The sequence below is a fragment of the Ulvibacter sp. MAR_2010_11 genome, assembly GCF_002813135.1.
Classification (GTDB): Bacteria; Bacteroidota; Bacteroidia; order Flavobacteriales; family Flavobacteriaceae; genus Altibacter.
The window spans coordinates 978,556-1,000,775 of the sequence record NZ_PHTY01000001.1; the positions used below are offsets into that span (position 1 = coordinate 978,556).

Consider the following 22,220-nt stretch of genomic DNA (forward strand, 5'->3'; position numbering starts at 1 on the left):
ACTTAAAATTTGAAAAGAAAAATAGGAAGAATAGATCATGCCGATTTTCCGTTGCTCAATCTATTTGATATTGAAGTAAAAATTGATACGGGTGCTTACACTTCGTCCATCCATTGTAAAAATGTTGTCGTAGAAGATAATTACCTCAAATGTGTGTTTTTGGACGAAGAACATCCCGCGTATCATGAAAAAGAGTTTAAATTTGACAGGTACGACGTAAAGGTTGTTAAAAGCAGCAATGGAATTGCTCAGGCCCGATATCGCGTTCTCACTGAAATTGTATTATTTGGTAAAACCTATCCAATATTTTTAACCTTGAGCGACCGGGAAGAAATGCGCTACCCTGTTTTATTGGGAAGAAAATTTTTAACCAAAAGATTTGTGGTTGATATTAATAACACAGACCTTTCCTATAAGCTAAAACTTAAAAATGAACATTAAAATATTATCCGCAAATCCTTCTTTGTATTCTACACAGCGTCTTGTTGAAGCTGCTAAAAAAAGAAAACATGAAATAGAAATAATCGATCATACCAAATGTGATATTGTTATTGAAAAGAAAAACCCCTGTATCTTTTATAAAGGAAGGAAAATTGAACATACCGATGCTGTAATCCCGAGAATTGGCGCCTCTGTTACTTTTTATGGGACTGCTGTAGTACGACAGTTCGAGATGATGCGGGTATTTACCACCACCGAATCACAAGCCCTGGTTCGTTCCCGGGACAAATTGCGAAGTTTACAAGTACTATCGCGCGCAGGATTAGGATTACCAAAAACTATTTTTACCAATTATTCAAAAAACGTAAAAGAAATTGTGGAACAAGCCGGTGGAGCTCCCGTAATTATCAAATTATTGGAAGGAACACAAGGAATCGGAGTTATTTTGGCTGAAACAAAAAAGGCAGCCGAATCGGTTATCGAAGCATTTAACAATTTACAGGCCAGAGTCATTGTTCAGGAATTTATTAAAGAAGCCGGAGGAGCCGATGTGCGTGCATTTATTGTAGACGGACAGGTGGTAGGTGCGATGAAGAGACAAGGAAAAGAAGGCGAATTTCGTTCCAATTTACACCGTGGCGGACATGCGAGTATCATAGAATTGAGCGACGAAGAAGAGGTGGCTGCCCTTAAGGCTGCAAAAGCCATGGGATTAGGAATTGCAGGAGTTGATATGTTACAAAGTTCCCGCGGGCCTTTAATTCTTGAGGTAAATTCCTCTCCGGGGCTGGAAGGTATTGAAAAGGCCACCGGAATAGATATTGCTACATCCATTATTAAATATATAGAACGACACGTATAATAATGGCAAAGGCTCAAAATAACGATCTCATTATATTAGGGCATACCATTAAATTGGGTGAAAGCAAAACCATCGATTTTAGTATTGCCAAATTATATACTTCGACCAAAGTTGAAATTCCAATTATAATAGAAAGAGCTGCTGTTCCCGGCCCAACAGTTTTACTAACAGCCGGTATTCATGGTGATGAAATTAATGGAGTAGAAATAGTGCGTCAGGTAATTGCCAAAAAGATAAACAAACCCATTATAGGTACTGTGATTTGTATTCCTATTTTAAACATTTTTGGCTTTCTAAATGCAGATAGGGTTTTCCCTGATGGAAGAGATCTTAACAGAGTATTTCCCGGCACCAAAACAGGGTCTCTTGCCAGTAGAGTGGCCTATCATCTCACCAAGAAAATTCTGCCGCATATTGATTATTGTATGGACTTTCATACCGGGGGAGCGAGCAGATTCAATGCGGCACAGGTGCGTCTTCGCCCCAATGACGAAGAACTTCTGGAACTAGCCAAAATATTTAATCCGCCATTTATAGTGTTTTCTTCAAATATTGAAAAATCGTTTCGTAGTACGTGCGCAAAGATGAATATCCCTATCATTCTTTTTGAAGGCGGCAAATCGTTAGAAAGTAATAAACATATTGTGAAACATGGTGTGGATGGGGTACTGCGAATGTTGCGGCATTTTAATATGCTTTCAGAAAAACACCTAGTTCCTGAAATTGTTTCTCCGGCTATCATAATTGAAAAAAGCAAATGGATTAGAGCTCAAAAGAGCGGTTTGTTACACGTGAAGATTGAATGTAACAAGCACGTTATGAAGGACGAATTTCTAGCTACTATTACCGATCCCTACGGCACAATGCGTTTTAAAGTAAAATCTCCCAACGAAGGCTATATCATCAATGTGAATCATGCTCCCATTGTGCATCAAGGGGATGCTATTTTTCATATTTCAACAGCAGATGCTGCTGCCATGCCTTCTGAAGAAGACGAAATGGAAGATTAACCGATGGATAAAGTTGCCTTTCGGAAAAAATACAAAGAGCTAAGAGCGCAATTGTCCCCGGATGAAGTTGAAGAATTAAGTTTGCAAATTGCCAACAAATCCTTAGAACTTCCTATATGGGATGCTACGAACTATCACATTTTCCTGTCTATTATTGGAAAAAAAGAAGTGAATACAGAATATTTGCTTCATATCCTTCAGGGAAAAGACAAAAGTGTCGTGCTGTCTAAATCCGATTTCAAAACGGGGGAATTACGGCATATTCTGCTCCAGGAAAATACCGCCATACATATTTCAGAATTTGGCATTCCTGAACCTGTAACGGGAATAGAAATAGCACCTCAACAATTGGACGTAGTTTTTGTTCCTCTTTTGGCATTCGATACTCATGGCAACCGAATTGGTTATGGAAAAGGCTTTTACGACCGTTTTTTAGAACAATGCCGTCCGGAAACTTTAGTGGTGGGCCTTTCTTTCTTCGAGCCTGAAATAAGTATAAGCGTTGAAAACACAGATATTCCATTGCACTTTTGTGTTACTCCCAAAAAAATATATTCTTTTAAGAAAACATAGTATATTTAAAATTCTAAAACCAAATTAAATATGGAACCAACCCAAAATTCATTAGGCACCCCTCCAGATAACAACCTGGTATGGGCAATTTTATGTACCGTATTGTGCTGTTTACCTTTCGGGATAGTGTCAATTTTAAAAGCGAACAAAGTAAATACATTATGGGCTCAAGGAGATCATGAGGGTGCACGTAAGGCAGCCAGTGATGCCAAAAAATGGGCGATTTGGGGTGCGATTATCGGACCTCTTGCCGTGATTATTTTTTACGTTATTTTCTTTATAATTTACGCAGGTGCCCTTTTCGCCAACGGCTATTAAAATTAGTAAAATCACCCTCCTGCTACTGTTGCTTGGGGGTGGTTTTGTATTTTTTTATTTATTTAACCCTTCTCAGCATTCCTTTTTTCTTCCTTGTCCCTTTAAATACCTCACCGGTTTTAATTGTCCGGGATGCGGTTCACAGCGTGCCATTCATCATTTGCTACACGGAGATGTATTTACAGCCTTTGGGTTAAACCCATTATTGATACTGTCCCTTCCATTGATTTTGTATAGTTTGGGGTTGAGACTATGGAATTATATCTTTAAAACAGAGCTGAGAGTACAATTATTCTATAGTAACGTATTCATTTATATATATTTTGGCATTGCCATTATATATTGGTTTATACGCAATCTTTCCTTCTATCCATTTGCTAAATAAGCCAATAGATTTTATTAATTATTGCAAGAATTATCCTACAATTCAAAAATTTTTATATCTTTCCCCTTCCTAACCCAAATTGATTGATGAATTTTTTAGCACAGAAGAGAAGTAAAATTCTCTTAGATAATAAAAATAGCATGCCCCCCGCATCAAAAGTTAGTGAGCAAACAAATGATTTCTACTATAAGGAAATTGCTCAACTTACAGCAGCAGGAGGGTGGAGCGTTGATTTTATAACTAAGACCTCCCATTTAGATCAGGAAGCCAGAAGAATTTTAAATACGCCTTTGGGATATATTCCGTCCTTGTCTACCGCCTTACAGTTTTATGCTCCCGAATACCGAGAGATTATTCAAGAAGCATTTATGGAAGGAAGTATGGGTAAGCCCTACAAAGGAACCGTAAAAATGCTAACTTACAATAAGAAGGAATTTTGGGCCCGTGCCATAGGAAAACCTGTTTACAATGAAGTGAATCAGGTTGTTGGAATTCAAGGGGTATTTCAGGATATTTCTGTAGCCAAGGAAAAAGAACTTCATTTAGAAAATACTTTGAAAAAAATAGAGTCTCAAAATACAAGACTCTTCAATTTTGCGAATATCGTATCTCACAATTTGCGTTCTCATGCGAGTAATTTGCAGTTGACAGCCGAATTATTAAATTCGGCCGAATCCAAGGAGGAGGAGCGGGAACTTAAAAAAGGGCTGAATGAAATTTCGGAGAACATAAATACCACCATTAATCATTTAAATGAAATTGTTGCGATTCAAGCAAAAGCAGGAAATGATAAAAAATCAATTTCGTTTCGGGATATACTCCTTACAGTGACGCATTCGCTACAAGATTCTATTTTCAGCACCGATGCTGAAGTTTATTCAGATTTTACGGAAGTACCCAGCATTGAATATATCCCTGCCTATCTGGAGAGTATCTTTTTAAATCTAATCACCAATTCAATAAAATTTAAGCACCCAAGCCGAAGACCCATAATCGACATCTGCACTTATCAAGATGAAGATAAAACTTGCTTAATGATAAAGGATAACGGACTGGGAATCGACCTTGAAAAGCACGGCACCAAGATATTTAATATGTACCAAACATTTCATCCACATATTAACTCAAATGGTGTAGGATTGTTTGTTACTAAAAATCAGGTGGAAGCGCTACAAGGCTCTATTGAAGTTGAGAGTATGGTAAATGTTGGAACCACTTTTAGAATTACCTTTTAGTCTGCTTTTTCCTTCTTCGGAAATGCTCTTTTATTGAATGCTATTAACAATCCAACACCAAAACTTATTGACGTATCCGCTATATTAAATACGGGTTCAAAAAAAGTAAAATAATCTCCTCCCCAAAACGGAATCCATTCGGGCAAATAGCCTTTCCATAGCGGGAAATACAACATATCTACAACCTTTCCGTGAAACAACGTTCCGTATCCTCCTCCATCGGCGAGAAAAGAAGCAACCTGATGGTGACTGTCTTCAAAAATAATCCCGTAAAAAACCGAATCGATGATATTTCCGAAGGCGCCGGCAAATATTAAAGCAATTGAAACTATCAGGATTCTGGATGACTTTTTACGTACGGCATCCCAAAGCCAATACCCAATTCCTACAATGGCGACAAGGCGAAACAAGGTTAGAAACAGCTTCCCGTAGGTACCCGGTATTTTCGCACCCCATGCCATTCCTTCATTTTCTACAAATAAAATTCGGAACCATTCAAAAACTCGTATCTCTTCCCCTAAAATAAAATGGGTTTTTATATAAACTTTTGAAATCTGATCTATAAGTAAGATCAAGAAAATAATAATTGCAGCTTTTTTTAAAGACATTGAGGTGATAATTAATTGAATGGAGCTCATTTTGGCCAACTCATACATTCGACGGCAAAAATAGCAATATTATTTGGTTTGAAATAACGAAATGGCACCGGTGCTACTTTCAGCATAAATTGTGAATTTTCCTGTTGTGGGTAGCTCATTGTAAATTGTGCCTTCTCTTGTCAAAGCTTGCCCTTTCGCATTTTTAGTTGTATACACTGTAATCTCACCTGCTTTTGTGAGAAGTCTGGCATTGCCTGTAAAATTATACAATCTACAGCTTCCGTTTTCGAGTCCGACGACAAACGATTTAAAACTACCGTTTCCTTCAACCGAAGCTATTTTAGCGTCGATTTCGACTTCCATAGATTCAGGAATCTTGATATACATTTCTATTGCCAGGACTTTATGCGCAGCAAGTTTATCGTTTTGAGCTTCAAAAAAAGGAGTAAAGCCAGTATTAATTGTCAATATTCCATTGCTTTCATGAACGTCTAAGACTACATTCTCGGAAGTTTCTCCATGAATATGGGTCGACACGCTAATCGCTTCGATTTTTTCTGAAACAATTTCAATTTCAAAAACCACATCGCTCTCAATTACCAATTTGCTTATTCCAGAAGCATCCCATTGCTTCTCAATAATTTTTTGAGCATGGCCTTCAGCAATAAAAGCCGTGAAAATCAATATGTAGAGTATTTTTTTAGGCATAAAAAAGCCCTATCGTAAATAGGGCTCTCATTTTATTATGTTGCAACCAATTACTTCTGCAGGTTCTTCGCCTCAATACTCAAAGTAGCATGAGGGACTAATTTTAAACGTTCGGGATTGATTAGTTTCCCGGTAACACGGCAAATACCGTAAGTTTTATTTTCAATACGTACCAAAGCATTTTTTAAGTCACGAATAAATTTCTCCTGACGAATGGCCAATTGTGAATTTGCCTCTTTACTCATTACCTCGCTTCCTTCATCAAAGGCTTTGAATGTAGGCGATGTATCGTCTGTTCCGTTATTGCTATCGTTCTTATAAGAACTTTGGATCAATTCCAACTGTTCCTTCGCTTTTACAATTTTTTCCTGAATTAGTTTTTTAAAGACTTCTAATTCCTTATCGTTGTAGCGGTTTTTTTCTTCTTGTGACATAATTTTAATGTTTTTTAATACGTAAGCGTGTTGCAATATCGTCAAAAGCAATTTCTGTTCCATTGCTTAGTTCATCTTCAAACTGCAGCACCTCCGTTAGCGTTTCTTGTTTAATATAATCTAAATTTTGTTGTACGGCGGTATGTAATTGTTCTTCAGATTGCAGCGTAACTTCAATTCGATCTGTTACTTCAAATCCCGAATCTTTTCTTACATTCTGAATTCGGTTCACCAACTCTCTGGCAATACCTTCATTTTTTAAGGCCGGAGTGATGCTAATATCCAATGCAACGGTGATTCCATTGGCGTTTGCGACCAACCATCCTTCAATATCCTGAGAACTTATTACTACGTCATCAAGGTTCAATGTAGTATTTTTTTCGTTAATAAAAACACTTATTTCCCCTTCTTTTTCCAATTCTGAAATTTGCTCCTGCCCAAATCCTGTAATTGCCTGTGCAACTGCTTTCATGTCTTTCCCGAAGCGAGGTCCCAGCTTTTTAAAGTCCGGTTTTATTTGTTTTACCAGAATTCCGGAGCCTTCGTCAATCAATTCGATTTCCTTCACATTTACTTCCGACTTGATTAAATCGGCTACAGCTTCAATTTCCTTTCTTGAAGCATTGTCCAAAACCGGAATCATAATTTTCTGAAGCGGTTGTCGTACCTTAATCTTCTCTCGTTGACGTAACGACAATACCAGTGACGATATTGTCTGTGCCTGTTGCATTTTATGCTCTAGAGCAGTGTTTATGTAAGACGCATTACTCGTTGGAAAGTTACTTAGGTGAACCGATTCTTCTCCTTTTTTCACAATTCCCTCGGTTAGGTCTTTATACAAACGATCCATAAAGAAAGGTGCTACCGGAGCTCCCAGTCGTGCCACGGTCTCCAAACAGGTATATAGCGTCTGATAGGCCGAAATTTTATCTTCGCCGTAACTACCCTTCCAAAAACGTCTTCTGCTTAAGCGAACAAACCAGTTGCTGAGGTTCTCCTGAACAAATTCTGAGATGACTCTTGTAGCTCGCGTTGGCTCATAGTCGGCATAGGCATCGTCTACTTTTTGGATTAATGTATTTAATTCTGAAAGAATCCAACGATCGATCTCGGGACGTTTTTCCAAGGGAACATCCGCCTCGGCGTATTGAAAATTGTCCAAATTGGCATATAAACTGAAGAAACTGTAGGTATTGTATAGCGTTCCGAAGAATTTATTGCGTACCTCAGCAATTCCGTCACTGTCAAATTTCAAGTTATCCCACGGATTGGCATTGCTTATCATATACCAGCGTGTTGCGTCCGGTCCGAAGGTGTTCAAAGTTTCGAAAGGATCAACAGCATTTCCTAAACGTTTGGACATTTTCTGTCCGTTCTTGTCTAAAACCAGGCCGTTTGATACCACATTTTTGTAGGCCACATCGTCAAAAAGCATTGTAGCGATGGCATGAAGGGTATAAAACCACCCTCGTGTTTGATCCACGCCTTCCGCAATAAAATCGGCTTTACGCCAAATTTCATCCACTTTTTCTTTATTCTCAAACGGATAATGCCACTGTGCGTAGGGCATACTACCACTATCGAACCACACATCGATCAAATCGGCTTCCCGTTTCATGGGTTTCCCTGTGTTTGAAACCAATATAATGGCATCGACAATATTTTTATGAAGATCGACTTTGGCGTAATTTTCTTCTGAAAAATCTCCTGCAACAAACTCTTCAAAAATATCTTTTTCAAGAAGTCCGGCGGTAACTGCTTTTTGCATTTCTGCCTTTAGCTCTTCAATACTGCCTATTATTTTTTCTTCCTTCCCGTCTTCGGTACGCCAAAGCGGTAGAGGAATTCCCCAATATCTGGAGCGAGAAAGATTCCAATCGTTGGCATTTGCCAACCAGTTTCCAAATCGGCCTTCTCCGGTCGCTTTTGGCTTCCAGTTGATGGTATTGTTAAGATCGAACATACGATCTCTGAAATCGGTAACTTTTATAAACCACGAATCCAGTGGATAATACAAAATAGGCTTGTCGGTACGCCAGCAGTTGGGGTAACTGTGGGTGTATTTTTCAACATGAAAAGCCTTATTCTCAGTTTTCAGCTTTATGGCAAGTTCCACATCTACGCTCTTTTCGGGTGCCTCACCGTCCTCGTAGTATTCGTTTTTGACGTATTTCCCGGCAAATTCACCCATTTCGGGTCTGAATTTACCTTGTAAATCGACCAAAGGAACCAGTGCTCCGCTTTCATCTTTTACCAATAACGGCGGAACTTCAGGGGTGGCTTCTTTGGCAACTTTGGCATCATCGGCGCCAAAGGTTGGAGCGGTATGGACAATTCCCGTACCGTCTTCGGTGGTAACAAAATCTCCTGTAATTACCCGGAAGGCATTTTCGGGAGTTTCATAAGGAAGCGCATAAGGCAACAATTGCTCATAGCGAATTCCTTCTAATTTTTTTCCTTTGAATTCGGCTGCGATAAAGTAAGGAATGATTTTATCTCCCTGTTTGTAGCTCTCCAGAATCTCTTCGTTGGGTTTTTCTTCATAGCGATCTCCAAATTGCTTGGCTACCAAGTTTTTGGCCAAAACCACATTGATAGGCTGAAAGGTATACTGATTAAAAGTTCTTATTAGTACGTAATCTATTTTAGACCCAACGGTCAGAGCTGTATTACTAGGCAGCGTCCAGGGTGTCGTTGTCCATGCCAAAAACCAGATATTGTTGGAAACATTGGCAAGAACATTGGGCAGGGTTTCAGCAGCGGCTTTAAACTGAGCGACCACTGTAGTATCGGTCACATCCTGATAGGTTCCCGGCTGATTCAACTCATGAGAACTAAGTCCGGTTCCTGCTTTTGGAGAATACGGCTGAATTGTATATCCTTTATACAAAAGACCCTTGTCGTAGATTTGTTTAAGAATCCACCACACAGTTTCCATATACTTTGGCTTGTAAGTAATATACGGATCGTCCATATCTACCCAATAGCCGTAACTTTCGGTTACCTTGTTCCATACATCGGTATAGCGCATAACCGCTTTACGACAAGCTTCATTATAGGCTTCTACCGATATTTTTTTGCCAATATCTTCTTTGGTAATTCCCAGTTCTTTTTCAACACCTAATTCAATAGGCAGTCCGTGAGTGTCCCACCCTGCTTTACGGTCTACTTTAAAACCTTTTTGAGTTTTATAGCGACAAAAAATATCCTTAATTGCGCGTGCCATCACGTGATGAATCCCCGGCAATCCATTTGCCGATGGTGGGCCTTCAAAAAACACAAAAGGTTGTGCCCCATCACGAATGGCAATACTCTTTTCGAAAATGCTGTCACTTTTCCAAAAATCGAGTACTTCTTCGCCTAACTTGGGGAGGTCTAAACCCTTGTATTCCTTAAAATTTTTGCTCATGTTTCGACTGCGCTCAACAACCGCTAAATGGGTAGTTGAATATTAATAGTTAATTGAAATCCCCTGAGTATAAACACCAATGGATATAAGGCTGCGAAATTAGTAAAAATTAGAGAAATAGGCTAGTAGATATGCTAGTTGTTATTACAAACAAAAAAGGCCACACGACTGTATGACCTCTTCCTTCTATCAAACTAATAAAAAAAATTACATTTTAATAAACTTTTGAAGAAAATTATCTCCCGAAGTACCTGTAACCCGGATAAAATAAATACCCGTTGGTAAATGTGAAACGTCTATTCCCGACTCATTGTATTCCACTTCCTGAAGTTGTCCGGTCAATGAAATGATGGTCAATTTTTGAACAGACCCCTGCTTTAAATTAACAAATAACACATCTTGCGCCGGATTTGGGGTAACTATCACATTCAAATTAGGGTTTGTGGGCTCAGGATTTCCTAAAGTTTCGAGCGCTATAGTATATTTAACAACCCCCAGGTCGTAAGTGCCAATATATACATCAACACTATCTTCGTGAAACAAATAATCCATCGCGTTAGACCCTACATATTCTATTGCTTCAAAGGGGACTTCCGTCCAGGTTTCTCCGCTGGTGTCTGAATACACTATTTGTGCATCAGTAAATTGACTTGTATAAATTGAAGCTACAATATGATTTTGAGCAATTTCAGAGTATTCAATCTTTCTTACATTCTGACCAACGTAAATTTGACTCCATGATTCAGAGCTATCGGTTGATCTATAAACCCCCTGACTTGTAGCAATGGTATACTCATTTGGATGAAACGGACTTTGCTGAAAATCGAAAATTAAATCATTATTTGGATCCAGATTAATTCCGTTGTTCTTCAACTCCCAATTTGCTCCCCCATCGACAGATTGATAGATTTTGGCACCAATAGCTATATGAATCAAGTTTGTATCTACTTCATCAATATGAATTGAGGTAACAATTCCCGACACTGGCAGATTGGGAGTAGTTACTATTACATTGTTGAGGTCATTGAAATCGATGACGCGAACACCTGCATCATATAGCCCCAACCAAACAGTATTTAGATTGTTTGGTACCGTGGCCAAAGCACTTGCTTTTACAAAGAAGTCGGTATAGACAGGCGTTTTGTTCTGCCCGTTATCATCGCTTACAAATAAGTTTACACCCATAAACCCACCCGAAAACGAATATACGCGTCCATCGATATATTTATCCACAAAATAAGCCGGTTCATCGTTTACCGAAATATAATTAATAGGGAAAATATCATAAGATTCGGCGGCATTGGTAACAAGATTTCTATTTGTAATACCGCTTTGCACACTGTAGTAAAGCATTGGTTCTGAGCCGGGAACAACTTGAACAAATGTTACCGGATAGAAAGGATTGAGTAATTGCGACATTGATTGTCCTCCGTCCGTAGAAAACATAGGGTAATAATTGGCGCTGATCATTATTTCCTGCGACTGAAACGGATTAAAAGATGCCTTTAGCCCGTAATAGTAATCGTATGGGTTGTCATCCGGATAGACAAAATTTTGCCAATTGGCGCCGCCGTCGGTTGTTAAAACAACTTCATTCTCTTCGAGTACAATGATATTATCGGGATTTTGAAGATCGAAACGAATGTCCACAATATTATCTAAAATATAATCGCTCCAAACAATAGGGAAAGCATTCCATGTAGCACCCCCATCGACAGATTGGAATAGGTTTTGAGTATGAGAAGTCTCATTTCCAATAAAAGTTCCCAACAATATAATATCGGGATTGACAGGATGAAATCGAATAGGGCCAAACGCATTCCCTGCCAATTTTTCGGTCCATGTTGCACCTGTATCTTCCGAATAGAACAAACCTCCGTCTATTGCTGTAGGACCTTCACCTCTTGCAATGAATAGTTTTGTAGGATCTCCAGGGCTTATTGCCACATTGTTTGGAAAAACAGAATCGTAATTTTCATTGTAATAAATTTCAGTCCAACTTTGGCCTCCATCAGCGGTGTAATATACTTTTGCATAATTTGAAGCGCCAATTTTATAGCCTTGATGTATTATGGCAATATCTGTGTTGGCCGCATAAATATCGAAGGATGCAACCCACTCTTTATCCCCTCCCGAAGTTGGTGGATTGTATTGTTTACTAATGGAATTAGTATCCAAATCGAATATATAAACAGTATTTGCAGAAGAATCGTAGGAAAATGCAGCATTATAGCTCAAACTATTCCCGTTCAAAAACTCTAATCGCTGAAGGGCAATACCGCTTTGAGGATAACTATATAAAATAGTCCATGTTTGACCATTGTCATTTGACTCCAGAATATGACTTCCTTGTGAGAGTGCATACACTTTATTCTGAATGGTGGGATGATAGGTAATATCGTAAATGCGTCCAAAATCCTGAACACCTTCAAAGGATATTTGAGCAACGCAGGAAATACTTGTTCCCAACGAGGCAACAATTAAAAAGAGTAATAGGGATAATTTTTTCATGATGAATTTACTTTATTTGATTTCTGTCCAAATGTTTCAAAAAACATGAATAATTATCAAAAATTGAAGCAGAAAAAACGTGACATTTATTCGTAAAAGTGTGATTTAATGCCCTATGCCGTAAAAAGATAATGATATAACGAAGCACTATCCTCCAGATCCATTTTCTTTGCAATGCGTTCCTTGCGCTTTCTACAGGCTTCCAAAGTTATGTTTAACATGGAAGCAATTTCCTTGTTCGTAAGATTCATAAAGACATAGGAAATAAAACGTATATCGTTTGCATTTAAATCGGGATGCCTCTCCTTGAGAGCGCTGAGTACACCCTGATTTACTTCTTCAAAATGAGCAATGAATTTTTCCCATTCCACATCTGTTTTTAAAAGTTCTTTTAATTTCTTGATAGGAACCGACAAAGACTGTGCGGTTTGGTTGTTTTGAAACTTAACCAAATCATCTAATATTATTTTAATCAATTCATTTCGCTCGGCCAGATAGAGAGCTTTGGATGTTAACTTTCTGTTTCTTTGCTCAATTTCATTTTTAAAACGCTCCTTCTCCAGCAAAGCCAAGGCCTCATTTTCTTTGAGCTGTTTATCCAGAATAAGATTTTCGTGCTTTTCCTTTTCAAGCTCCAGTGCCATAATTTCTTCGCTGCGCCTGTGAAGAATTTTTCGCTGTTTATTTTTGATATATAAATTTCGAAGCGACCAGGCAATTAAAACGATGATTAACAGGGCAATTCCTGAGATTGTATATACCTTTTTTCGTTCCTCCTCAAGCTCCATTTGGTTTTGACGAAGTTGATTCTGATAATTCTGTACTTCGAACTTCACCTTGTTGCTTTCAAACAACCTCCCGTTTTTAAGCTCGTAAAATTGCTCTTTTGCATATATCACAGAATCCTTTGCCTTTATCGCATTTTCATAATCCTTAGTGGTCTCAAATAAATTGGCTAATCGTTCGTAAAGTACAATCTTCTGTTCCCAGCTCAACTCCGCAGAGAGCGCACTTTGAGCATACGATATAGCAGCTTCGAAATCGCCCTGCTTTCTATAAATAGCCGACAAGTTAAGAAGCAAGGACAGGCGTTCCTCGAGATACTTCGAATCGTCTATTTGCGTAAGTAAACTCTCGGCCAAACTCTTTGCTTCCGCATGCATTCCGCGTTTTTCATAATTGTCGGCCAACGCAACCTTTGCCTGCATAATAACCTGAGGCAGTTCGCCGGAAAGGGAAAGAGCTTCATTTAAATACGAATTCGCCTTTAAATAATCCCCTTTCTCGTTAAAGACAAGTCCTAAATTAACAGCATAGATTGCCTTCTTATCGGTGAGTGAATTTTCCTTTGCCAAATCGTAGGCTTTCAGAAAATATTCTTCGGCCTTTTCGAAATTTCGCTCCTTGGAATATAAAATCGCAATGTTGTTGAGTACCGTCATTTCATGACTAACGTCCAATTCCTTCAAGGCAATGGTATAGGCCTCCAAATAGTAGTCCAACGCCTCACCATAATCCAGCATAGAATAATAATTGGCTCCTATGTTGTTGGTTGCAAGAAACAATTGCGAATTCCAATTGTTATTGACAGCCATAGTGCGAGCCTCTGTAAGCAATTCGAGCGATCGGGCATGGTCCTTTGCCAACATAGCATCAACCCCGCTAAGTATAAGAGAATCACAGCGTTGTATTCCTTCCGAAGTTTGAAGAAAGATTAAAAGAAAAATTCCTAAATATTTAATTGAAAACATAAATACAACGTAAAAAATTCGGTATACAGCTATTGCAAAAATAAACTGTACCGATGAATTATTATATCTTTTCTTGAACGAATGATCCTATGATAAATTCTCAGACTTCAGAATTGTTTTGCTGAAGCAGCCGTATTCTCAATTAAATTCTATATTTAAAGTAAAATTGCAACATGGTTAAAAAAATAGCATTTGTATTTTTTCTGATACCTGTATCGAGTTTTGCACAAGAATATGTGGATCTTATAAAGATTGGCTACGGCCAGACTTTTAATAATGGGTATGTCGATGTAGAAGGAAGTACCTTTGTAAAATCTGTTGAGGCAGATCTTACTTTTCCTGTTGTAGTCAACGATAATCACGCAATTATTACGGGCGCGGCTTATAGTAGAAATAACTTAGAACTTTTCCCTGAAGCAAACTTTACAAGTTTACACAGCACTACACTTAAATTAGGTCTGGCCTCTACATATACTGAAAAATGGAGCAGTACAATTGTTTTATTGCCAAAAATCGCTTCAGACTATAAGCATATTACGGGTAGAGATTTTTATTTTGGCGGATTAGCCCTTTTGAAATACCAAAAAACCGAACATTTAAAATATCGCTTCGGACTCTATGCTACTTCCGAAGCTTTCGGACTTTTCACCACTCCAATTATTGGGTGGTATTATCTAAGTCCCAATTCCAGATTCGAAATGGATATGTCGCTTCCAATTGCCGCCGATGTAAATTATTGTTTGGGCGCTACCACACTCGGAATAGACTATTACGGTATTGGGCGCAGTTTTCGTTTATATGGTGACGCCTCAGAATCTCCTGTTTACGTCGATTTAAGTTCTTTGGAATTTGCTACCTATATTCAATTTAATGCGCTTCAAAAAAGTGTACTGCTTCGGGCCAAGGTGGGGTATGCCAGTAATAACTATGAAGTGTATGCTGATGGCGATACTATAGATTTAGGACTTTCAGCATTTAGTTTCGGTGATAGTCGCACCCAATTGAATCCCGATCTTAACGGAGGCGTCTTTGTAAAATTTGAAGCCATCTATCGGTTTCATATTGCTTCCGGTTCAGCAAAGCAAGCTGAACACTAGCCAACTGGCCACAATTTTTAAAGTGATTTCATTTTCTTATCTTTGGATAAACTCCCCTGTTCATGTTAATTAATTTAAAAAACGAGATCTGGAAAGATTTCAAAAAAACGTCGTGGCGCGATAATGAAATTTACAAAGTATCAAATTACGGAAGAGTATTGAAATACAAATTCGATCCTGAGGGCGAAATGATTAAACCATACGTATTAGGTGGCTATGAAGTCTTTTCGGTAACGAAAAAAACCGGCAAAACAGATTTGATTTATATTCATAGAGCCGTTGCTCATCTCTTTCTTGAGAATCCGCTGGACAAACCGTATGTGATTCATACTGATTTTGATAAAATAAACAACCATTTTTCGAATTTAGACTATGCTACCAAAGAGGAATTGGTAGCGCATAATAAAACAAACCCGGAAGTGATTAAGGCAAGAAAGAAGGCGCGGTTAAATCCGAATTATTCAAAATTATCTGCCGGAAAAGTACGAATGATAAAACGTAAAATTTTCGATCCCAATAGAAAAACCCGCATGCGATTAATCGCAAAACAATTCGGTATTTCCGAAATGCAGCTCTATCGCATCAAGTCGGGCGAAAATTGGGGCCATATAGAATACGAATAAAATATGGAAAGAGTTTGTCCGGAATGCGGAGATAAATTAATTGGTCGGGCCGATAAGAAATTCTGTAGCGACGCTTGCCGTAATACCTATAACAATTCCTTAAATAAAGACAACAAGAACCTCCTGCGAAATGTCAATAATCGCCTGCGCAAAAACTATCGCATCCTTGAAGCACTCAATACCAAAGACAAAACCAAGGTGACCAAGGAGAAATTATTGCGTGCGGGATTTAACTTCGAGTACTTTACAAGTATTTATACCACTAAAGCAGGAAAGGTCTATTACTATTTATACGATCAAGGGTATTTGGATCTTGAGAACGACTTCGATGAATATTTAATTGTGAAAAAGGAAAGGAAATAATTCCTATTTCCAGGTTTGTCCCTTCAATTTTAAAGCTGCTTTTAATACGTCCTTCTGACTAATAAGCCCTACTAGTTTTCCATTTTCAACGATTGGAAACCGGCGGTGTTTAGATTCTAAAAATTTATTGGCAGCGTCGAACACATTCATATTGCCATCGATGGTTTCTACATTTTTTGCCATGTGCTGTTCCACTTTTACATCTTCCATTGGATGGTTGTAATAACGGCTTTCGCTAATTTGTTTCATACAATCCCCTTCCGAAATAATTCCAACCAATTCATATTGATCATTTACAACGGGAGCCCCTGATATCTTCTTTTTTATAAGTGTTTCCATGACTTCCAGTACAGACTGGTCTGAGCGAAACGTGGTTAAATTTCTACTCATATAATCTGAAACTTTGATATTCTCATTACTACCTTTGCTTGGCTTAACGCGCTTACCCATAAAGCTTTTAATTCCCATATTTTTGATTTTTAAGTCGTTCTAAGATAGGTAATTTTGAAACAAGTTCCTTTCAAATTATTCTGAAGGCATTAAAACAGCGCGTAAAATTGTACTTTTAGAAATAGAAACAACCCATCCATGAAAAAATTTAGTGCAATTATCTCCTTACTACTAATTGTAGGTCTCATTTATTATAGCTTTTACAGCTTAATGCCTTCATCCGGGACTCCCGCGACAATTCCTGCAACCGAGTTTTCAACCGAAAGAGCCTTGGTTCCATTGAAGGAAATTAGCAAAGCCCCTCATTATCTGGGCTCAGAAGAACACGAAAGAGTACGTCAATATTTAGTGGCCCAATTAGAAAGTTTGGGATTAGAAGTGCAAACACAAGAAGCCTATGTTTTGCAAGAAGATTGGCAAAATCTGGATCGACCTAAAAATATAATAGCAAAAATAAAAGGAACAGAAACCGGGAAGGCGCTACTTCTGCTTTCACATTATGACAGCGCAAAAGTACCATCTCCGGGAGCCAGCGATGCGGGAAGTGGAATTGTAACTATTTTGGAAAGTTTTCGTGCCTATTTGGCAAGTGAAAAAACTCCTAAAAACGATATTATTATACTGTTCACAGACGGGGAAGAACTGGGTCTGGACGGTGCCAAACTCTTTGTGAATGAGCATCCATGGGCAAAAAATGTTGGATTAGCTCTAAATTTTGAAGCCCGTGGAAGCGGTGGTCCCAGCAACATGATTTTAGAAACCAATCAAGGAAACGCAAACCTTGTAAAAGCTTTTTCTGAAGCAAATCCCAGATATCCCGTGGCTTCTTCACTCATGTACAGTATCTATAAAATGCTCCCCAACGATACCGATTCAACAGTTTTTAGAGAAGACGGAGACATTGACAGTTTCTTTTTTGCCTTTATAGACGATCATTTCGACTACCATACTGCAAATGATAATTTTGAGAATTTAGACCGAAATACCCTGCAGCATCAAGGAAGTTATTTGCTTCCCTTGCTACATTATTTTGCAGATGCCGATCTTTCTAAACTCAAAGCTGAAGAAGATTATGTGTATGTAAATTTCCCGGTTGTAAAAATGATAAGCTACCCCTTTTCCTGGATTGTGTGGATGCTGCTTCTTGCCATAGTTGTTTTTATTGTGTTGCTAATCTATGGGATTTCTAACGGAAAAGTTACAGGAGCGTCGGTTGGTAAAGGGTTTATAGCCTTATTCCTATCACTATTTGTCTGTGGCGTTTTAGGATATTTTGGGTGGGAACTCATTCTGGCATTTTATCCGCATTATCTAGAAATCCAACACGGCTTTACCTACAACGGCCATATGTATATTGCCTTTTTTGTCTTTTTGTCCCTGGCAATATTGTTTTTTCTTTATGGCAGATTTGGAAGAAAACAACGCAGTGCAGGACTCTACGTTGCTCCTTTGTTGCTATGGTTGCTTGTAAATGTGTTGGTATGCCTTTACTTACAAGGTGCAGCTTATTTTATAATTCCGGTATTTTTTGGCCTTGTATCCTTCTGGTTGCTATTGAAACAGCAAACACCGAGTCTTTTGTTACTCACTTTATTATCGGCTCCTGCTCTTTTCTTTTTTGCACCCTTGATTCAGTTTTTTCCGGTAGGATTAGGACTGGAAATGCTTGTGATAAGTTGTGTTTTTACGGTGCTAACCTTTGGATTATTAGTCCCGGTCTTCAGTTTATACACTCAGAAACGTACACTTTCAATTCTTTGTGCATTCATTTCTGTCGGATTTTTTATAGGCGCTCATCTTAACAGTGATTTTTCAGAAACCCGTCAAAAACCGAATAGTCTGGTCTATTATCAAAATGAAGAAGACGGAAAATCGTATTGGGTAACTTACGATACAGTTTTAGACGACTGGACAAAAGGCTATCTGGGAGATACCCCTGAAGAAGCCTCAAAATACATCGGAAATGCGGCAGGAAGCAAGTACAATACCAGTTATACTTATGCCGCTACAGCGCCTCATAAGGAAATTGCTTCCTTCGAAATTTTAGTAAAAAAAGACACTCTAGGCGGTACCGAAAGAACGGTTAGTTTTACGCTTCTTCCCAAACGAAAAGTGCATCAGATTTTGTTGTATGTAGACACGACCCGTGTTTTTAAGAAATTGGTTTTCAATGGAAAAGAAGTGTCGAAAGACAGTTTAGGGAATGTTTTTTCCTCTCGCACAAATAACGGCTTGATTCGTTATTATATCGCTAACAATGAACCTTTGGAAGTCACCTATGTTACCGAAGAAAATGAGCCGGTTGAATTTACTGCTCTGGAGTATTCCTTCGATTTACTGGAACATCCACAGTTTACCATTAACAAGAGAACTAAAGCGATGATGCCCAAACCATTTGTAATCACCGATGCCATTGTTGTGCTGCGAAAATTTACGGTAGATTCTTTGCCTCAGACCAAAAATGATTCCATAATTTCTGAAGAACGACTCTTGAATGAATAAAAAAATTGCCATCGCCGGAATGGGTTGGTTGGGACTTCCATTTGCCCAGCATCTTACCACATTGGGTTTTGTTGTAAAAGGTTCGGTTACGAACAGAGAAAAGGCTACGACGCTTCAGAAAAAGGGGTTTAATGTCTTCCCAATGGAAATTTCTGAAACCGGTGTCACCGGCGAAGTACAGGCTTTCCTTAAAGAAATTGATATTTTAATTGTCATGATTCCCCCCGGATTACGAAGGCATACCGGAGCCGATTATGTACTAAAAATGTCTCATTTTTTAACAGAAGTTGAAAAAGCTTCCGTAGAAAATGTAATCTTTATAAGTAGTACCGGAGTGTATGATGATGCACAAGGTCGTGTTTCAGAAAAAAACCTTCCGAAGCCTACTTCCAGAGCAGGAAAGCAATTGCTACAAGTAGAACAACTCTTCTTTTATGCACCTTTTCTAAAGACAACTGTGGTTCGTTTCGGCGGACTCTTTGGCGGAAGCAGACAACCTGCACGTTATTTGGCCGGAAGGGAGAATTTGAACGATTCCAATGCCCCGGTAAACCTAATTCATCGGGAAGACTGTATTGGTATTCTTACCAATATTATTAAGCAGAACGCCTTTGGACATATATTCAATGGAGTTACACCACAACATCCGTCAAAAAAGGAGTATTATACTCAAAAATGCAAAGAATTGAATTTGATTCCTCCTCATTTTCTAGCAGAAGACGCCGAAGCTGTATACAAAGAAGTTGTTTCAGAGAATTTAAAAGGAATTCTTGGGTATAGGTTTACCCATTCATTATAAAAAAAGGGGCTGTGTAAAATTTTACACAGCCCCTTTTCAAAGACTTTTATTTTTTTACCAGATACGTACTCTGTCTTCCGGTTTCACATACATGGCATCCCCTTCTTTGATATCGAAAGCCTCGTAAAAGGCATCAATATTTTTAAGTGGTTGTGTTGCGCGATACATTCCGGGAGAATGCGGATCGGTTTTTATTTGTGTTTGCAATGCTTCATCACGCTGCTTGGTACGCCAAACGGTCGCCCAGCTCATAAAGAAACGTTGTTCCGGAGTAAATCCGTCAATATTTTCGGGTCTTCCGTTTTGTTTATAGAATTTTTGCAATCCGTCATAGGCTCCCAAAAGACCTCCCAAATCGCCAATATTTTCTCCGGAGGTAAATTTACCGTTGATGAATACGCTGTCCAAAACCTCAATTCGGTCGTATTGTTCAGCCAATTTTCCTACTCTTCCGGTAAAATTTTCCAAATCGGCATCTGTCCACCAGTTTACAAGGTTTCCATCTGCATCGAAACGCGAACCACTATCGTCGAAGGCATGAGAAATCTCATGACCAATTACGGCTCCAATTCCGCCGTAATTTACAGCGTCGTCTGCCAAATAATCGTAGAAAGGGGGTTGTAAAATAGCGGCAGGGAATACAATCTCGTTATTAAACGGGTTGAAATAGGCGTTTACTGTTTGTGGAGACATACCCCATTCGGTGCGATCTACCGGCTCATTTATTCGGTCTAAGTTGTCTTTTAAGTTCCAGGCATTAACGGCCACCATATTTTGGTAGTAGCTATTTCCGGGTTTTACTGCCATAGAAGAGTAATCTTTCCATTTATCGGGGTATCCAATTTTCACGGTGAACTTATCTAATTTTTCCACTGCCTTCACCTTGGTACTATCACTCATCCAGTCTAAAGTCTTGATACGGTCTTTAAAAGCATCAATAATATTAGCGATCATAGTCTCGGCTTTTGCCTTCGCTTCCGGAGGAAACATCTCGTCTACATATAGTTTTCCAAGCGCTTCTCCAACAGTGTTGTTTACTGTTGCTAAAGCTCGCTCGTTAGCTGGCTTTTGTTTTTTCGCACCGCTTAAGGTTTTACTGTAAAAGTCCCAATTTGCTTTGTCAATTTCGGTAGTTAAATTACCGGCAGCGTCGTTGAGTGTTTGCCAGCGCATTACTGTTTTCCATGTTTCTACATCTCCTTCAGCCAATGTTTTTTGTACAACCTTCATATAGGCAGGCTGCATTACAATAAGTGTATCTACCTTTTTCGAAACTCCCAAATCGGTAAGAGCTTCATTCCATTTTATGGCGGGTACTAATTTTTGAACCTCCTCCATAGATCTCGGGTTGTTAAAATTTCTGAAATCTCTACTGGCTACTTTATCCAGTCTTGGGATAGCCAATTTAGTTTCAAACGCCAAAATAGCCTCGGCTTGTTTTCGCGCATCAGCCTCACTATCTCCTAAAAACTGAAGCATTCTGGTGATGTGATCTACATACTGACCTCTAATTTCAACCGATTTTGCATCGGTGTTGGTGTAATAGTCTCTTTCAGGCAATCCCAATCCGCCGGGAGTGATGTATGCAGAGTTCATAGCGCTGTTGTTGGGGTTTGAAAAAGCAGCAATTCCCAGGAAGGGTTGTGAGATTTCGGTGGCATTAACAGTCATAGCTTTTTGAAAGTCGGCTACTGTTTTAATAGCCGCAATCTTATCTAGCGCAGGTTGTAACGGAGTTACCCCGGCGGCATCACGAGCAACAGAATCCAACTCGGTATCGAAAATCATCAACGCTTTTGCCTGATCGGTGTTGGCCGCATATTTATCACTCTTTTTAGCTCGATCCAAAATAGCCAGCACATCAAAATCTGTCTTTTTACGCAGCACATTAAAGCCTCCCCATCGTACCTGATCATCAGGAATTTCGGTGGTTTTCATCCAATTTCCGTTTACGTAATTGTAGAAATCGTTTTTTGGGCTTACTGTAGTATCCATGTTTGCCAGGATAATTCCCCTTGGCTCAGCATTTGCTTTTGCTGTTTTGTCTTTATCCCCGCAAGATGTTACGGCAACTGTTAGCACTGCTGTCGCGAAAGCAGCTGTTAAAATGTTTGTTTTCATTATTTGGTAGGGTATTAAATTTTCTGAAA

General features: G+C 38.8%; 20 protein-coding genes. 12 read left to right on the forward strand and 8 right to left on the reverse strand.

Going from position 1 to position 22,220, the window contains the following annotated elements; translation table 11 throughout:
• Positions 1 to 9 precede the first annotated feature (9 nt).
• The 7 genes from ATE92_RS04615 to ATE92_RS04645 all read left to right on the forward strand — a co-directional run bounded on the left by ATE92_RS04615 (position 10) and on the right by ATE92_RS04645 (position 4,824).
• Entirely contained in the window at positions 10 to 441 is a 432-nt protein-coding gene (locus ATE92_RS04615; RefSeq protein ID WP_100802588.1) for a RimK/LysX family protein, read from the forward strand.
• Complete coding sequence (gene rimK, locus ATE92_RS04620; RefSeq protein WP_100802589.1) at positions 431 to 1,303, forward strand: 30S ribosomal protein S6--L-glutamate ligase; 873 nt, start codon at positions 431 to 433, stop codon at positions 1,301 to 1,303. The genes ATE92_RS04615 and rimK overlap by 11 nt, the downstream gene beginning before the upstream one ends.
• Positions 1,304 to 1,305: 2 nt before the next feature.
• Positions 1,306 to 2,313 (forward strand): succinylglutamate desuccinylase/aspartoacylase family protein, encoded by a 1,008-nt coding sequence (locus tag ATE92_RS04625; RefSeq protein ID WP_100802590.1) that lies wholly within the window; start codon positions 1,306 to 1,308, stop codon positions 2,311 to 2,313.
• A 3-nt stretch (positions 2,314 to 2,316) separates the two neighbouring features.
• Complete coding sequence (locus tag ATE92_RS04630; RefSeq protein ID WP_100802591.1) at positions 2,317 to 2,886, forward strand: 5-formyltetrahydrofolate cyclo-ligase; 570 nt, start codon at positions 2,317 to 2,319, stop codon at positions 2,884 to 2,886.
• Between the two features lie 30 nt (positions 2,887 to 2,916).
• Positions 2,917 to 3,204 carry a CD225/dispanin family protein gene (locus ATE92_RS04635; protein ID WP_100802592.1) on the forward strand — a complete coding sequence of 96 codons (288 nt, stop codon included), beginning with the start codon at positions 2,917 to 2,919 and terminating at the stop codon, positions 3,202 to 3,204.
• Entirely contained in the window at positions 3,179 to 3,589 is a 411-nt protein-coding gene (locus ATE92_RS04640) for a DUF2752 domain-containing protein (protein WP_232729111.1), read from the forward strand. The genes ATE92_RS04635 and ATE92_RS04640 overlap by 26 nt, the downstream gene beginning before the upstream one ends.
• A gap of 140 nt (positions 3,590 to 3,729) precedes the next feature.
• Positions 3,730 to 4,824: an ATP-binding protein gene (locus tag ATE92_RS04645; protein WP_157809559.1), complete on the forward strand. Its 1,095-nt coding sequence runs from the start codon at positions 3,730 to 3,732 to the stop codon at positions 4,822 to 4,824.
• Here the strand turns inward: ATE92_RS04645 and ATE92_RS04650 are convergent.
• The 6 genes from ATE92_RS04650 to ATE92_RS04675 all read right to left on the reverse strand — a co-directional run bounded on the left by ATE92_RS04650 (position 4,821) and on the right by ATE92_RS04675 (position 14,236).
• A complete protein-coding gene (locus ATE92_RS04650) occupies positions 4,821 to 5,432 on the reverse strand; it encodes a lipoprotein signal peptidase (protein ID WP_100804355.1) in 612 nt (203 codons plus the stop codon). The two genes, ATE92_RS04645 and ATE92_RS04650, sit on opposite strands and share 4 nt — an antisense overlap.
• A 69-nt stretch (positions 5,433 to 5,501) precedes the next feature.
• On the reverse strand, positions 5,502 to 6,131 hold the full coding sequence (locus tag ATE92_RS04655; protein ID WP_100802594.1) for a hypothetical protein: 630 nt from the start codon (positions 6,129 to 6,131) through the stop codon (positions 5,502 to 5,504).
• Between the two features lie 50 nt (positions 6,132 to 6,181).
• The gene (locus ATE92_RS04660) at positions 6,182 to 6,565 is read right to left on the reverse strand and encodes a TraR/DksA C4-type zinc finger protein (protein WP_100804356.1); all 384 of its coding nucleotides are present in this window, start codon (positions 6,563 to 6,565) and stop codon (positions 6,182 to 6,184) included.
• Between the two features lie 4 nt (positions 6,566 to 6,569).
• The gene (ileS, locus tag ATE92_RS04665) at positions 6,570 to 9,974 is read right to left on the reverse strand and encodes an isoleucine--tRNA ligase (protein WP_100802595.1); all 3,405 of its coding nucleotides are present in this window, start codon (positions 9,972 to 9,974) and stop codon (positions 6,570 to 6,572) included.
• Positions 9,975 to 10,181: 207 nt separating this feature from the next.
• A complete protein-coding gene (locus ATE92_RS04670; protein WP_100802596.1) occupies positions 10,182 to 12,485 on the reverse strand; it encodes a T9SS type A sorting domain-containing protein in 2,304 nt (767 codons plus the stop codon).
• 113 nt (positions 12,486 to 12,598) lie between these two features.
• Positions 12,599 to 14,236, reverse strand: a complete 1,638-nt coding sequence (locus tag ATE92_RS04675) for a tetratricopeptide repeat protein (RefSeq protein WP_100802597.1) — start codon at positions 14,234 to 14,236, stop codon at positions 12,599 to 12,601.
• Positions 14,237 to 14,409: 173 nt separating this feature from the next.
• Between ATE92_RS04675 and ATE92_RS04680 the strand changes: the two genes are divergently transcribed.
• The 3 genes from ATE92_RS04680 (at position 14,410) to ATE92_RS04690 (ending at position 16,319) form a co-directional block, all read left to right on the forward strand.
• A complete protein-coding gene (locus ATE92_RS04680; protein ID WP_100802598.1) occupies positions 14,410 to 15,333 on the forward strand; it encodes a DUF6268 family outer membrane beta-barrel protein in 924 nt (307 codons plus the stop codon).
• A gap of 62 nt (positions 15,334 to 15,395) precedes the next feature.
• On the forward strand, positions 15,396 to 15,956 hold the full coding sequence (locus ATE92_RS04685; RefSeq protein WP_100802599.1) for an endodeoxyribonuclease: 561 nt from the start codon (positions 15,396 to 15,398) through the stop codon (positions 15,954 to 15,956).
• A 3-nt stretch (positions 15,957 to 15,959) separates the two neighbouring features.
• Positions 15,960 to 16,319 carry a hypothetical protein gene (locus tag ATE92_RS04690; protein WP_100802600.1) on the forward strand — a complete coding sequence of 120 codons (360 nt, stop codon included), beginning with the start codon at positions 15,960 to 15,962 and terminating at the stop codon, positions 16,317 to 16,319.
• Positions 16,320 to 16,322: 3 nt separating this feature from the next.
• Here ATE92_RS04690 and ATE92_RS04695 read toward each other — a convergent pair whose 3' ends face one another.
• Entirely contained in the window at positions 16,323 to 16,787 is a 465-nt protein-coding gene (locus ATE92_RS04695; RefSeq protein ID WP_100802601.1) for a CBS domain-containing protein, read from the reverse strand.
• Between the two features lie 120 nt (positions 16,788 to 16,907).
• On the opposite strand from ATE92_RS04695, the gene ATE92_RS04700 reads away from it, so the two are divergent.
• Positions 16,908 to 19,271, forward strand: a complete 2,364-nt coding sequence (locus ATE92_RS04700) for a M28 family peptidase (RefSeq protein ID WP_100802602.1) — start codon at positions 16,908 to 16,910, stop codon at positions 19,269 to 19,271.
• The gene (locus ATE92_RS04705; RefSeq protein WP_100802603.1) at positions 19,264 to 20,070 is read left to right on the forward strand and encodes an NAD(P)H-binding protein; all 807 of its coding nucleotides are present in this window, start codon (positions 19,264 to 19,266) and stop codon (positions 20,068 to 20,070) included. The genes ATE92_RS04700 and ATE92_RS04705 overlap by 8 nt, the downstream gene beginning before the upstream one ends.
• 54 nt (positions 20,071 to 20,124) lie before the next feature.
• On the opposite strand, the gene ATE92_RS04710 is transcribed toward ATE92_RS04705, so the two are convergent.
• Positions 20,125 to 22,191, reverse strand: coding sequence for a M13 family metallopeptidase (locus ATE92_RS04710; RefSeq protein WP_100802604.1), 2,067 nt, complete (start codon positions 22,189 to 22,191; stop codon positions 20,125 to 20,127).
• Between the last annotated feature and the right edge of the window lie 29 nt (positions 22,192 to 22,220).